This is a genomic window from uncultured Anaerococcus sp. (assembly GCF_947253225.1).
Lineage (GTDB): Bacteria > Bacillota > Clostridia > Tissierellales > Peptoniphilaceae > Anaerococcus.
Map to the genome: position 1 here is coordinate 1 of NZ_CAMXYR010000040.1, position 14,039 is coordinate 14,039.

A 14,039-nucleotide genomic window follows, 5' to 3' on the forward strand; every position below is an offset into this window, starting at 1 on the left:
CATATTAACTAAACCGCCGATTTGATAATCGACGGTTTTTTAGCATTTTTAAAAATTTTTATAATTTTACTTTATTTGTATTCGATGCCTTTGTATTCGTATCCAGCATCATAGATAGCGGATTTAACATCCTTCTCATTGATTGAACCAAAATATTTTACAACAGCTTCTTTATTAGATAAGTTCACTTCAACATCATCAATTCCATCCAAAGACTCAAGTGCTTTTCTAACATGTTTAGCACAATTTTCACAACTCATTCCATCAACTTTAACAATCATTTTATTTAATTCGCTCATGTTTTCCTCCGATTTAATTTCTATATTTACCTTTTCTTGTTTTTTGTTTTCTGCCTTAAAGTTTCTTAGTCTAAGAGAGTTAAGACAAACAAATACAGATGATATACTCATTGCAAAGGCAGCAAACATAGGGTTTAGAGTAAGTCCATTTATTGGATACATCAAACCTGCAGCCAATGGTATAAGAATTAGGTTATAGAAAAACGCCCAAAAAAGATTTTCTTTAATAATCTCTATAGTTGCCTTAGATAGTTTGATGGAATTTACAATATCTAATAATGAATTTTTTATTAAAATAACATCTGCAGAATCTATTGCTATATCAGTTCCACTACCAATGGCTATACCTATATCGGCTCTTGCGAGTGCTGGGGCATCATTTATACCATCTCCTACCATCGTTATATTATTACCCTCATTTTGTAGTTTCCTTACAACTTTCTCTTTATTTTGAGGTAAAAGTTCAGCATATTTTTCATCAATACCTAAGTTTTTCCTTATAGCTTCAGCAGTTTTTTCATTATCACCTGTAAGCATTATTATTTTATAACCCATATCTCTTAAATTTTTAATTGCATCTTTTGAATCGATTTTTTCTATATCTTGAACTCCTATAAGTCCAAGAACTTCTTTGTCATTGGCAAAATACATAGAAGTTTTCCCTTGCTCTGATAAGTTTATGGCTTTATGTTCATAATCTAAAATATCGATATTTTTTTCTTTCATTAGATTGATATTTCCAGCGTAAAATATTTTATCAGAAATTTTTCCAGATAGCCCTCTACCGCTTATAGATTCAAAGTTAGTAATAGAGAATAGATCAATATTCCTATCATTAGCATAACTTGTTATAGCCAAACTTAAAGGATGTTCAGAATATTTTTCTAAACTAGCAGCAAGTTTTATAAAATCAAATTCATCCATATTAGTTACTACATCAGTAACAACAGGTTTTCCTTCTGTAATAGTGCCAGTTTTATCTAAAAGAATGACATTTGTTTTATGGAGATTTTCAAGACTTTCTGCGTTTTTAAACAAAAGCCCCAATTCAGCAGACTTTCCTGTGGCAACCATTATTGCCATTGGTGTGGCAAGTCCTAGAGCACAAGGGCAGGATATTACAAGGACAGCTATCATAAGGTTTAAGGCAAATTCATAATTTCTTGTAGTTAACGACCAAAAAGCAAACGTCAATATAGCAATAATAACGACAAGTGGAACAAATATTCCTGCAACCTTATCAGCAAGTCTTGCAATAGGAGCTTTAGTTTCGTTTGCCTCATTAACTAAATTAATAATCTGAGAAATAGTTGTATCTTCACCGACTCTGTTAGCCTTAAATTTGAATGAACCTTGTTTGTTGATTGTGGCAGATATAACTGCATCACCAACTTTTTTACTCACAGGCATACTTTCACCAGTTATAGCTGCTTGATCTACTAGAGATTTTCCTTCTGTTATGATTCCATCAACAGGAATTGCCTCACCAGGTCGAACTACAATAATATCACCAACTTTTATTTCATCTACACCAATAGTGAGCTCTTTATCGTCTCTTATAATATTTGCAGTTTTAGGGGCTAAATCCATAAGATTTTTTAATGATGTTTTTGTCTCCCCCTTACTTCTCGATTCGAAATACTTGCCCAAGGTAATAAGAGTTAGGATCATCGCACTAGTTTCAAAATAAATATTATGCCTGTAATGTTCTATAACTTCAATATTATCAAATGCTTGAGCGTGGCTCATTCTCATAATAGCAAAAACACCAAAGGCTGTAGCAGCACTAGCTCCTAGAGCAACCAGGGTATCCATATTAGGAGCTTTTTTAACAAGCCCCCTGAAACCACTTGTGAAAAACTTTCTATTAATAAATATAACAGGTATGGTCATAAGGAATTGAACAAAGGCATAGTTAACTGCACCTTTATTGCCCATAAAAATCTTTGGTATAGGTAGTCCAACCATTGGTCCCATAGCTAGATACATTAGAGGAATAAGAAAAGCAAAGGAAACTTTTAGTCTACTTTGAGTAGACATCTCCTCTTTTTCCTTTAAAGTAAAATCTTCATTTTTTTTTCTATCAGCTTTAAGACTTGCACCATAGCCAATGTCTGTTATAGCCTTAATAATATCTTTGCTTGATAGCTTATCTGTATCGTAGTCTACTGTCATAGACTCATTAATCAAATTAACATTAACATTATGAACTCCGAGTTTTTCAACAGCTTTTTGAACATTTGCTTGACAAGCTGAACATGTCATTCCAGAAACGTCATATTTTTCCTTCATACAACCTCCTTAACATTTGTATCGGTTTATATAAATTATAACTTTTCAATATACAGTGTCAAATTAGATATACTTTAACTTTAACACTTTACAAGTTAATAAGTGAATGTTATAGTATATTAAAGGGGATATAATGATAAGATTTAAGATAAATTTTAAGGGAAGAGTCCAAGGTGTTGGGTTTAGATTTCAATCCTTTAGAATAGCTAATGATTTGAATATTACTGGTAGTGTTCAAAATATGTATGATGGGAGTGTGTTAGTGTATGCTCAAGGCTCTAGTGGAAATATCGATTCATTTGTAAATGCTTTGTGTAGCGAGAGATTTATTCATGTAGACACTATTGATAAGATTGAAGTTGATTTATGCCCTGATGAAACTTCATTTAAAATTCTCTATTAGTGTGGCACTTTAGAACTTTTTGGAATATAGTAGACCTATGAGTTTAAAAAGTAAAATAGTAAAAAATATAGGAAAATTTATTAGATTTTCATTAAAACTTACCAATCACAAGGCAACTTCACTTCCAGGATTTATTGCCTATCGATTGGATAAAAATATTTTAGAAGAATTGTCTCAAAATACTAAGTTTATATTTGTTACAGGGACTAATGGTAAGACTATGACCACCCACTTCTTGACAAATATACTTAGGCAACATTATAAGAAAGTTTATACTAATGAATCTGGTTCTAATATGGTGCAAGGAATCATAACATCCTTGTTAGATAATCCAAGCAAAGAGGAGACTGTTGCTGTTCTTGAGGTAGATGAAGCTAATTTAGTTAGGATTGGTAAATTCTTACAAGCTGACTATGTGGTTTTTACAAATATATTTAGAGATCAAATGGATAGGTTTGGGGAGATTTACAATATCTTCGATAAGGTCATGGATGGTATGGTTCTACAAGACCATGCGAAAATTATTGCTAATGGTGATTTACCGATATTTGCTTATGATAAGATGGAGAAATATCCAACAGCTTATTACGCTATAAGAGATGTTAGAGAAATAAAAGATGATTATACCCTAGATGCGGAAATGAATTCGGATGGGATACTTTGTCCTCACTGTAATAGTATTCTTAAATATAAACTTGTTAATTATTCATCTTTGGGTGATTTTTCTTGCCCTACTTGTGATTTCAAGTCAAAGAATATTGATTACACTATAGATAATTTAATCGAGCTTACAAGTGATTATTCTAAATTTGCCATAAAAGATGAGCAATATGAGATTAATGTTGGCGGTCTTTATAACATTTATAATGCCTTAGCTGCCTTATCTGTGGCTAAAGAACTTGGATTAACTTACAGGGAAATCTACACAGGTTTGAAAACTCAAAAAAATGTCTTTGGTAGACAAGAGAGCATTGAAGTTTCTGGTAAAAATGTAATAATCAATTTAGTCAAAAATCCAACTGGTTTAAATCAGATTATAGAACTGATGTTGTTAAATAAAAATGATATTAGTTTGATATGTTTGCTCAATGATAATTATGCTGACGGTCTTGATGTAAGTTGGATATATGATTCTTATTATGAAAAATTGAAAGATATGGATATTAAGGATATTTATGTTTCGGGTAAAAGGTCTTTTGATATGAAAAGAAGACTTGAAATTGCAGAGATTTTTGATGGTGAGATTAAACAATTTGACTATGAAAGTGATATTGTTGAAGTTATTCATAATGCAAAGAGCAAAAATGTTTATGTTTTATCGACTTATACTGCTATGCTTAAACTAAGAGAGGTTCTAAAACTATCATGATTATTAACATAGCCCACTTATATGGAAACTTACTAAACACCTACGGAGATGTAGGAAATGTAATGGCCTTTGCCCACGAAGCTAGAAAAAACAATTATGAAGTTAATGTTGATATAATTAGTTTAGGTGACGACTTAGATGCAAAGAAATATGATTTTATATTCTTTGGAGGTGGTCAAGACTATGAACAAAGTATCGTGCAAAAAGATTTGATAAAAAAAAGAGCATCTTTAGTAGACTACATTGAAAATAACGGTATATTATTAGCTATATGTGGGGGATATCAACTTCTTGGTCAATATTATTATGATGCCTATAACAACAAAATTGAAGGGCTTAAGATATTTGATCATTACACTGTTAATCAATCTAGCAAGAATAGATTTACTGGAAATATTAAGATTAGGTCAACGATAAATCCAGATGAAATTTATACTGGTTTTGAGAATCACGGTGGTATAACTTATCTTTCAGATAACCAACAACCATTTGGGGAGGTAATCGAAGGAAATGGAAACAATGGAGAAGATGGTAGTGAAGGTTTTATTTATAAAAACACCATAGCTACATACCTTCACGGGCCTTTATTAGCAAAAAATACAAATTTATGTAAAAGCCTAATAAATATTATAAATAATAGGAGAGATAAATGAAAGAAAGTAAACTAAGAAATAAAGAAATAGACGAGCTATTTGAAGCTGTACTTATGCTTGAAGATATTGAACAATGCTATGATTTCTTTACAGATATATGCACAGCTAGAGAAATTCAGTCAATTGCACAAAGGTTACATGTTGCAAAGCTTCTAAAAATTAGAAAGACTTATAGCGTAATTGAAGAAGAAACAGGAGCATCAACAGCTACAATATCAAGAGTAAATAGATCGCTAAATTATGGCTCAAATGGTTATGATATAGTGCTAGAAAGGCTTATTGAAAAGAATTTAAAACAAGAAAAAGACAAAGAGTAGGGATAACTTACTCTTTTATTTTTTGTGGTATAATATCATAGATGGAAGGATGTGAAATATGAATTTAGATGGTTTAAATAATATGCAAAAAAAGGCGGTGCTTCACGACAAAGGTCCACTTTTAGTTTTAGCAGGAGCTGGTTCAGGTAAAACTAGGGTTCTTACAACAAGCATTGCCTATCTTATTGAAGAAAAAAATATAGATCCTAGAAATATCATAGCAATAACCTTCACCAATAAGGCAGCAAATGAAATGAAAGAAAGGATCGCAAATTTATTGCATATGGATGTTTCACACTTATGGATAGGAACCTTTCACTCTATATGTGCCAGAATTCTTAGGATGAATATTGACAAGATTGGCTATGATAGAAATTTCACTATTTATGATACCAGTGATCAGAAAACACTAGTTAAAGAAATAATTAACGACCTAGGATATAAAGATGATGTAACGCCTAGGGAGGCATTGAATGTTATTTCTCAGGCCAAAAATAAGTCCATGGATCCAGAAGAGTTTCTACAAATAAATACCTACTATACAAAATCTGATATTTTTTATGAAATTTTTAAAAAATATGAAGAGAAGAAATTTTATTACAACGCCTTAGATTTTGACGACTTAATTGATAAAGTTTTGTATTTATTTGTTAGGAACAAGGAAACATTAAAATATTATCAACAAAAATTTGAATATGTTTTTGTTGATGAGTATCAAGATACTAATAATAGTCAATATGAATTAATTAAGTATTTTTCAGGATTTTATAACAATGTAACAGTCGTTGGAGATGCTGACCAATCAATTTATAGTTTCAGAGGGGCTGATATATCAAATATTTTAAATTTTGAGAAAGATTTTGCTGATGCTGATGTTATAAAGCTTGAGCAAAATTATAGGTCTACTGATAAAATTCTTGATACTGCTAATGTTCTTATAGAAAATAACAGTGAAAGAAAAGATAAAAATCTCTGGACAGAAAACAAGGATGGCTCCCTTCCAGTCTATAAATCTACCAATACTGAATCAGAAGAGGCTAAATTTGTTATTGATAACATCAAAAACCTAATTGTTGATGGATACGAACCTCGTGATTTTGCTATACTTTATAGGACTAATGCCCAATCAAGACCCTTTGAAGAAATTCTTATGAAAAATCTGGTTAATTATAAAGTTATTGGAGGATTAAAGTTCTATGATAGAAAAGAAATTAAAGATTTAGTTTCATATTTAAAAATTTTAGTCAATAATAAGGATGATTTAGCCCTCAAAAGAATTATAAACGAACCTAAAAGAGGAATCGGAAACAAAACTATTGATGATTTAGAATATATTGCTTCTAAACACAACATCTCAATGCTAGATTTAATAAGAGAAGACGAATTCAACATATTTATAAACGAAAGGCTCAGGAAATCAACCAATAAATTTTATCAACCTCTGAAGGATATCTTTGATAATTTAAGCAATTACAAAATAGTTGATCTTATTAATGATGTATTAGATAAAAGTGGATATATGAAAATGCTTGAGAGTTCTTTTTCGGTTGAAGATAGGGCAAGAATCGATAATATCAACGAATTTATATCATCTGCAGCAGAATATGAGGAGAATAATCCAGAAGACTCAATATATGATTACTTAGAGAACTTATCATTGCTTTCAGATTTAGATAAGACAGAAGATAAGGAAAATTCTGTTTCTATTATGACCATGCATTCAGCCAAAGGATTAGAGTTTCCAATAGTTTTTGTTGTAGGACTTGATGAAGGACTTTTTCCAGGAAAAAGAAGCATTGATGAAGGTAATATTGAAGAAGAGAGAAGGCTTTTTTATGTTGGTATTACCAGAGCTAAGGAAAAACTCTTCCTCACAAGTTCAAAGTCTAGAAGAAGTTACGGAAAGCCAGTATTTTATAAACCATCAAGATTCATTGATGAAATAATTGGTAAAATAAAGGTAGAAGAGGAGGCTACTTCTTACGGTTACACTTCAAGAGAATACGAAAAAGCTATGGCTGAAGATTATATGCGTGAAAAAACAAGACAATCAGTCCTCAACAAGAAGTTAATTAAGACAGATGCAAGCGGTGGTGATTTCCAAGTAGGAGATAAGATCAGGCACAGCAAGTGGGGAGATGGAATGGTAGTTCAAATCAAAATTCAAGATAAAGGAAATGAGCTTGTTGTTGCTTTTGATAAAAAGGGATTAAAAAAATTAAACCAAAATTATGCACCTATTGAAAAGATTTAATTATGGATATACGTGAAGAAATAAATAAACTAATAGAAGAAATAAATAAATTAAATTATCATTATTATACAAAGGATAAGCCCCTAGTTTCTGATGGTGAATATGATAAGCTTTATGATAAGCTCAGACAATTGGAAAGTGAAAGTGGTTACATAAGAGATGACTCACCGACCCAGAAAGTAGGAGGAGAAGTTCTAGAAAAATTTGAGAAACACTATCATATAACCCGACTTTTTTCTCAAGACAAGGCTCAATCTTATAACCAACTAGAAGAATGGATTAACAGGGCAAAACGACTTAGGGAAGACTATAACAATAATAACGTGGATAAGCTAGAAGAACTCAGTTTTATAATGGAGTATAAGTTTGATGGACTAACCATTGATTTAAAATATGAAAATGGAAACTTAGTTAGTGCTGCTACGAGGGGAAATGGTATTGTAGGTGAAGAAATTTCTGCTCAGGTTAGGACGATAAAATCAATCCCATTAAAAATAAATGAAAAATCCTTGGTTGAGATTCAAGGAGAAGCATTGATGCCTTTAAGTGAGCTAGATAAGTATAATAAAAATAACGAAATTCAGCTTAAAAATGCAAGAAATGCAGCTGCAGGGGCTTTGAGAAACCTCGATACGAGAGAAACTGCTAAAAGAAATTTAACTGCTTTTTTCTATGCTATTCCAACAAATAACTTGAATTTTTCAACAGAAGAGGAAATGTTAAGCTTTTTAAAAGATCAGGGTTTCAAGATTCATCCTTATCATAAGAAAGTAACAAATCTTGATGATATTATAAGTGAACTTGAAAGAATTGAGAAGGAAAGAAAAAAATTAGATATTTTGACAGATGGAGTTGTGATAAAAATTAATGATAAAAGAACTCAAAATGTTTTAGGATATACTAATAAATTTCCTAGATGGTCTATAGCATATAAGTTTGAAGCAGAAGAATTTACAACAATTTTAAAAGATGTAGTACGGAATGTTGGGCGTAGTGGCAAAGTTACTCCTAGTGCCATCCTAGAGCCGGTTGATTTTTCTGGAGCAACAGTCACTAGAGCTACTTTAAACAATTATGATGATATAGAAAGAAAAAAAGTAAGACTGGGCTCAAAGGTATTTATAAGACGTTCAAATGATGTAATTCCTGAAATTCTTGGAGTTGTCGATGAGAACCAACCAGGAACAAAAAAAATTCTAAAGCCGAGTAAGTGTCCATACTGTGGTAGCGAATTGATTCAAGAAAAAGTTCATATTGTCTGTCCAAACTCTATATCTTGTAAACCACAATTGTTGGCAAGAATGGAGCATTTTGCATCAAGAAATGCTATGGATATAGAAGGGTTATCAGAAAAGACGATTGCCCAATTGATGGATGAGCTTGAAATAAATGAAATTGATGATATTTACGACTTAACTTATGATATGCTGATAAAGCTAGTTAGGTTTGGAGATAAAAAAACTAAAAACTTGTTGAAGGCAATAGAGAAGAGCAAAAAAGTAGATTTGGATAGGTTTATATATGCTATAGGTATACCTAATGTAGGGGAAAGAACTTCCAAAGACTTGGCTAGGAAATTTCGAAGTTTTGAAAAATTAAGAGATGCTAAGGTAGAGGAGCTTGTTGATATTAATGATATTGGAGAAATTACCGCAGAAAATATTGTGGAATATTTCCATGATCCTAATATAAAAAGTTCAATTAACATTTTATTGGAAAAAGGTATAGAAATTTCAAATCCAAAAGAAGATAATAATAGTAGTAGTGATAAATTAAAAGATTTAACTTTTGTAATAACTGGTACCATTGATGGTTATAAAAGAGATGATATAAAAAAACTTATAGAAGTAAATGCTGGTAAAGTATCTGGCTCTGTTTCTAAAAACACAGATGTTGTTCTTGCTGGCGATAAAGCTGGATCTAAAAAAGATAAGGCTATGACTTTCGGTGTAGATGTTTATGAAGGTGAAAAACTTTATAAGTTTTTAGATAATTTAGAAGGGAAGTAAGATGGATAATAAAGAAGTAGAGAAGATATATAGACTCGCCAATCTTAGCTTGGAAGGCAAGGATGTAAATGTGTTGTCAGATAAGTTTAATAAAGTTATTGACTTTATTGACGATATATTCACCGTCGATACTGAAAATATTGAAATGACCGAACTTGTATCAAACCATAAGGCTGTGTTTAGAAAAGATGAACCAAAGGCATCAGTAAGTCGCGATAAGGCTTTGGAAAATGCTAAAGATACAGAATTTGGTTATTTTAGATTAGATTGGAAATTGTAGGAGCTATAATGAACATTGAAAAATTAATTAATGATTATAAATGTGGAAATATTTCGGTAGAAGAGCATATAAAAACGACTCTACATAAGATTAATTCTGACAAATTAAATGCTTACATAAGTGTTGATACAAAAGGTGCTCTAGTAAGAGCCAAGAGCTTAGATAAGAAATTACAAAGTGGAAAAAAATTAGGAAAACTATTTGGAGTACCAATAGTTGTTAAGGATAATATTTCTTATGATCAAATGAAGATGACTTGTGCATCAAAAATGCTAGAAAATTTTAAGCCTATCTATAATGCTAGTGTAGTTGAAAATCTCCTAAATGAAGATGCAATAATAGTTGCAAAATCAAATATGGATGAGTTTGCTATGGGTGGCAGAGGCTTAAGTTCATACTTTGGCCCAACCAAAAATCCTATTGATGAGAATAGAGTTACAGGTGGTTCATCTTCTGGTTCTGCTGCTGCAGTTTCTAAGGGTGATGTATTAATTTCCCTAGGTACAGATACAGGTGGTTCGGTGAGGTGTCCTGCGTCTTATTGTAATATCTTAGGATACAAACCAACTTACTCTCTTATGAGTAGGTATGGTGTTGTATCAATGGCTAATACCCTAGACCAAGTATCTCTATTTGCAAATGATATTAGAGATATGAGAATTTTAGCTGATATAACATCTGCACCAGATGATAAGGATATGACCTCTTACCTTAATAAATATGAATACACCTATGCAGATTATGATTTTACTGGTAAAAAAATAGCTTATATTAATACAGATTCTGACCTTTACGAGGGGATAGAAGACATAGTGAAAAAAGATTATGATATTGCTCTAAATACATTAAGAAATCTTGGTGCTAATCTTACAGAGATTGATTTAAAATACGCAAAATACGCCAACCCTGTTTACAATGTTGTAATGAGTTCTGAAGTTTCTTCAAACATGAGTAGGTTTGATGGCGTAAGATTTGGCCACCAAGCAGATAAATATGAAAATGTAGAAGAATTATTCGTAAGGTCAAGGTCAGAAGGCCTAGGAGAAGAAGTACAGAGAAGAATCGCTCTTGGAACTATGTACTTATCAGCAAATGACGATCAAAAAATATACAAAAAAGGACTTCAATTAAGAACATTAATTAAAAATGAACTAGAAGATATATTTAAGGAGTATGATTTAATTATTACTCCAACAACCACAAATATTGCACCAAAACTTGGAGAAGATAATGATGATCCCCTAAGTGATTTTAAATCAGATGGTTTCAATGTAATTGTTAACTTAGCAGGTATGTGTGGGATATCTATTCCTGTAAGGAAAGGGATATCTGGTTCAGTTCAATTTATTGCAAATAAATTTGAAGATAATAAGTTATTAAATGCAAGTGAGAAATTTTTAAGGAGTATAAATGAAAACTAAAACAATAATCGGATTAGAAATTCATGTGGAAATGGCTACTGAAACAAAAATGTTTTGCTCCTGTAAAAATGAGTTTGGAGCTATTCCAAACACCAATGTGTGTCCAGTATGTTTAGGTCATCCTGGGTCTTTACCACAAATGAATGAAAAAGCAGTAGAGTTTGCAGTTATGGCTGGTCTTGCTTTTCATTGTGATGTAAGAAAAGACCAAAAAATGGATAGGAAAAAATATTTTTATCCAGATTTAGTTAAGGGGTATCAAATAACTCAGTTTGATAAACCCTATGCTACAAATGGGTATATTAAATTAGAAAATGGAAAAAAAATCAGGATTGCAGAAATTCATATGGAAGAAGATACAGGTAAGTCTAATCATGATGAAAATAATGCTACATTAATGGATTATAATAGGGCTGGAGTTCCTCTTATAGAAATTGTAAGCGAGCCAGATTTATCTTCACCAGATGAAGCAAGAGAGTATGTAGAAACTCTAGCATCAACATTGAGATTCTTAGGAGTATCAGATTGTATAATGGCACAAGGATCTATGCGTGTAGATGTAAATATAAACTTAGAAAATCTTGATAATGGGGAAAGAACTGCCATAGCAGAAATAAAGAATATAAACTCAATAAAAGCTATAGAAAATGCTCTAGCTTTCGAAGAAGTAAGGCAAAGAAAGCTTCTTGATTCAGGAAAAATAGGTGTAAAAGAAACAAGAAGGTGGGATGACGAAAAATTAGAGACAATTCACATGAGAAATAAAGAAGTCGGAAATGATTACAGATTTTCGGCTGAAGGGGATATTCCTCTAATAGAGCTTTCTGATGAATTTGTTGAAAATATTGCTAATAATTTACCAGAGTTACCAAAAGATAAAGAAGAAAGATATATTAAAGACCTTGGACTCAGTCAATATGATGCTAACTTACTAGCAAATGATAGAGAGTTGTCAACTTTATTTGAAAAAACCAATAGTATAATCAATGATGCTAATACATGTGCTAATTGGATTTTATCTGAATTATCTAGGAGATTAAATGAATTTGAACAAAGTCCTTCAGAAATGAATCTTTCTGTGGAAAATTTTGCAAAATTAATAAGTCTTGCTAAGGAAAATAAAATAAATAATAATGTTGCTAAGAAACTTCTTAGAGAGATTTATGAAACTAACGAAAATCCTGAAAAATTAGCAAATAAAAGAAACCTATTACAAATTTCTGACTCATCTTTCTTAGAAGAAGTTGTTGTAGAAGTTATCAAGGAGAATCCTGATTCTATAGAAGATATTAGAGCTGGTAAGGATCGTGCTTTTGGTTTCCTTGTAGGTCAAGCTATGAAAAAGACAAAAGGCAAGGGAAATCCACAAGAAATTAATAAACTTTTAAGAGATAAGATAGGAGAGTAGGGAGTGGTTGATACCACTCTCTTTTTTAAAAAGATGAATATAATAATCAAAAATACTAATTTATTGTCGATGGATAATGAAAAAATCACCAGAGAAAATATCTATATAAAAGATGATGAAATTTATAAAATAGGAAATCTTGATGAATTTAAAGCAGATAAAATCATTGATGGTGAAAATTTCATAACTATGCCTGGATTTGTTAATGCTCATACCCATGTTGCAATGACCTTATTTAGAAATTATGGTCCTGAAACTGATCTTATGACTTGGCTAGAAAATTATATATGGCCATTGGAAGAAAAACTAGAAAATAAATATGTATATTATGCTTCAAAACTAGCACTAATAGAAATGATAAAGTCAGGCACTACTACTTTTGCAGACATGTATTTTTTTAGTGATGAAACTGCTAAGGCAACTCTCGAGTTGGGGATGAGAGCACAAATTTCGAGAGGACTTGCTATTCCTGATGTGGGATATAGTAAAATAAAAGAAAATCTATCTTTAGCAAAAAAATATGAAAATAACAATCTAATTGACATCGGTTTAGGCCCTCATGCAATATATACGGTTGATATTGATTACTTAAAGAAGATTTCGGAGTATGCTGACGAATACGAACTACCAATTCATATCCATCTTTCTGAAACAAAGTTAGAAAACGAGGATTGTTATAAGAAATATAAGATGAGTCCTACCGAGGTTTTTGAAAAAGCAGGAATATTTAAAAATAAAACAATAGCAGCCCACGGAATATATTTGTCTGACAATGATCTTGATATAATAAAAGCAAATAACGTAAGTATAATTCATAACCCAAATAGTAATCTAAAATTATCATCGGGATTTTTGGATGTAAGCAGATTGTTAGATAAGGGAATAAATGTATGCATAGGTACGGATTCTGCTTCAAGTAATAATAAATTATCAATGCTTAGAGAAATAGAAAGCACTATGCTTGTTTCAAAGTTATTTTCAACTAGACCCATAAGTTCTTTTGAAGTTCTAAAAATGGCTACCTTGAACGGTGCTAAAGCTTTAGGAATTGATAAAGTTGGTATTATCAAAGAGGGTATGAAGGCAGATCTCATTATGATTGATATTAACAATATAAATCATAGCCCGAAAAATAATTTACTTTCATCTATATGTTTTTCTACTTATGAGTCAGATATAAAAAATGTTATAGTAAATGGAAATATTCTTTATGAAAATGGCAAGCTTATCGGAATTTTAGAAGAAGAAATTATAAATAAAACCGTTAGAGCATTTGATAGTCTAAGGAAAAGGTAATGTTCTGTCTCTTATACACATCTGACGCTGCCGACGAC

11 protein-coding genes are annotated in these 14,039 nt (G+C 31.3%); 10 read left to right on the top strand and 1 reads right to left on the bottom strand.

What is annotated here, in order from left to right:
• Positions 1-71: 71 nt before the first annotated feature.
• Entirely contained in the window at positions 72-2,591 is a 2,520-nt protein-coding gene (locus tag Q0W95_RS05620) for a heavy metal translocating P-type ATPase (protein WP_297790737.1), read from the bottom strand.
• Between the two features lie 133 nt (positions 2,592-2,724).
• Here Q0W95_RS05620 and Q0W95_RS05625 point away from each other — a divergent pair, with 133 nt between their 5' ends.
• From Q0W95_RS05625 to Q0W95_RS05670, 10 genes are read left to right on the top strand one after another with little or no spacing between them, the layout of a single operon-like run.
• Positions 2,725-2,994: an acylphosphatase gene (locus Q0W95_RS05625; RefSeq protein ID WP_297790739.1), complete on the top strand. Its 270-nt coding sequence runs from the start codon at positions 2,725-2,727 to the stop codon at positions 2,992-2,994.
• Positions 2,995-3,031: 37 nt separating this feature from the next.
• Entirely contained in the window at positions 3,032-4,363 is a 1,332-nt protein-coding gene (locus tag Q0W95_RS05630) for a MurT ligase domain-containing protein (protein WP_297790741.1), read from the top strand.
• Positions 4,360-5,016, top strand: a complete 657-nt coding sequence (locus tag Q0W95_RS05635; RefSeq protein WP_297790743.1) for an adenosylcobyric acid synthase — start codon at positions 4,360-4,362, stop codon at positions 5,014-5,016. Before Q0W95_RS05630 ends, Q0W95_RS05635 begins: the two co-directional genes overlap by 4 nt.
• The gene (locus Q0W95_RS05640; protein WP_297790744.1) at positions 5,013-5,333 is read left to right on the top strand and encodes a YerC/YecD family TrpR-related protein; all 321 of its coding nucleotides are present in this window, start codon (positions 5,013-5,015) and stop codon (positions 5,331-5,333) included. The genes Q0W95_RS05635 and Q0W95_RS05640 overlap by 4 nt, the downstream gene beginning before the upstream one ends.
• Before the next feature lie 58 nt (positions 5,334-5,391).
• Positions 5,392-7,587, top strand: coding sequence for an ATP-dependent helicase (locus Q0W95_RS05645; RefSeq protein WP_297790746.1), 2,196 nt, complete (start codon positions 5,392-5,394; stop codon positions 7,585-7,587).
• Between the two features lie 2 nt (positions 7,588-7,589).
• Positions 7,590-9,596, top strand: a complete 2,007-nt coding sequence (gene ligA / locus Q0W95_RS05650; RefSeq protein WP_297790748.1) for an NAD-dependent DNA ligase LigA — start codon at positions 7,590-7,592, stop codon at positions 9,594-9,596.
• A gap of 1 nt (position 9,597) precedes the next feature.
• Positions 9,598-9,876 carry an Asp-tRNA(Asn)/Glu-tRNA(Gln) amidotransferase subunit GatC gene (gatC, locus tag Q0W95_RS05655; RefSeq protein WP_297790750.1) on the top strand — a complete coding sequence of 93 codons (279 nt, stop codon included), beginning with the start codon at positions 9,598-9,600 and terminating at the stop codon, positions 9,874-9,876.
• An 8-nt stretch (positions 9,877-9,884) separates the two neighbouring features.
• Positions 9,885-11,297, top strand: a complete 1,413-nt coding sequence (gene gatA / locus Q0W95_RS05660) for an Asp-tRNA(Asn)/Glu-tRNA(Gln) amidotransferase subunit GatA (protein WP_297790752.1) — start codon at positions 9,885-9,887, stop codon at positions 11,295-11,297.
• Positions 11,287-12,705, top strand: a complete 1,419-nt coding sequence (gene gatB / locus Q0W95_RS05665; protein ID WP_297790754.1) for an Asp-tRNA(Asn)/Glu-tRNA(Gln) amidotransferase subunit GatB — start codon at positions 11,287-11,289, stop codon at positions 12,703-12,705. The genes gatA and gatB overlap by 11 nt, the downstream gene beginning before the upstream one ends.
• A 33-nt stretch (positions 12,706-12,738) precedes the next feature.
• On the top strand, positions 12,739-14,001 hold the full coding sequence (locus Q0W95_RS05670) for an amidohydrolase (RefSeq protein WP_297790756.1): 1,263 nt from the start codon (positions 12,739-12,741) through the stop codon (positions 13,999-14,001).
• Positions 14,002-14,039: the final 38 nt, after the last annotated feature.

Excerpts from the sequence above, each read along its gene's own strand:
- Q0W95_RS05620 (WP_297790737.1), bottom strand. The coding sequence starts at position 2,591 with ATGAAGGAAAAATATGACGTTTCTGGAATGACATGTTCAGCTTGTCAA.
- Q0W95_RS05625 (WP_297790739.1), top strand. The coding sequence starts at position 2,725 with ATGATAAGATTTAAGATAAATTTTAAGGGAAGAGTCCAAGGTGTTGGG.
- Q0W95_RS05630 (WP_297790741.1), top strand. The coding sequence starts at position 3,032 with ATGAGTTTAAAAAGTAAAATAGTAAAAAATATAGGAAAATTTATTAGA.
- Q0W95_RS05635 (WP_297790743.1), top strand. The coding sequence starts at position 4,360 with ATGATTATTAACATAGCCCACTTATATGGAAACTTACTAAACACCTAC.
- Q0W95_RS05640 (WP_297790744.1), top strand. The coding sequence starts at position 5,013 with ATGAAAGAAAGTAAACTAAGAAATAAAGAAATAGACGAGCTATTTGAA.
- Q0W95_RS05645 (WP_297790746.1), top strand. The coding sequence starts at position 5,392 with ATGAATTTAGATGGTTTAAATAATATGCAAAAAAAGGCGGTGCTTCAC.
- ligA (WP_297790748.1), top strand. The coding sequence starts at position 7,590 with ATGGATATACGTGAAGAAATAAATAAACTAATAGAAGAAATAAATAAA.
- gatC (WP_297790750.1), top strand. The coding sequence starts at position 9,598 with ATGGATAATAAAGAAGTAGAGAAGATATATAGACTCGCCAATCTTAGC.
- gatA (WP_297790752.1), top strand. The coding sequence starts at position 9,885 with ATGAACATTGAAAAATTAATTAATGATTATAAATGTGGAAATATTTCG.
- gatB (WP_297790754.1), top strand. The coding sequence starts at position 11,287 with ATGAAAACTAAAACAATAATCGGATTAGAAATTCATGTGGAAATGGCT.
- Q0W95_RS05670 (WP_297790756.1), top strand. The coding sequence starts at position 12,739 with ATGAATATAATAATCAAAAATACTAATTTATTGTCGATGGATAATGAA.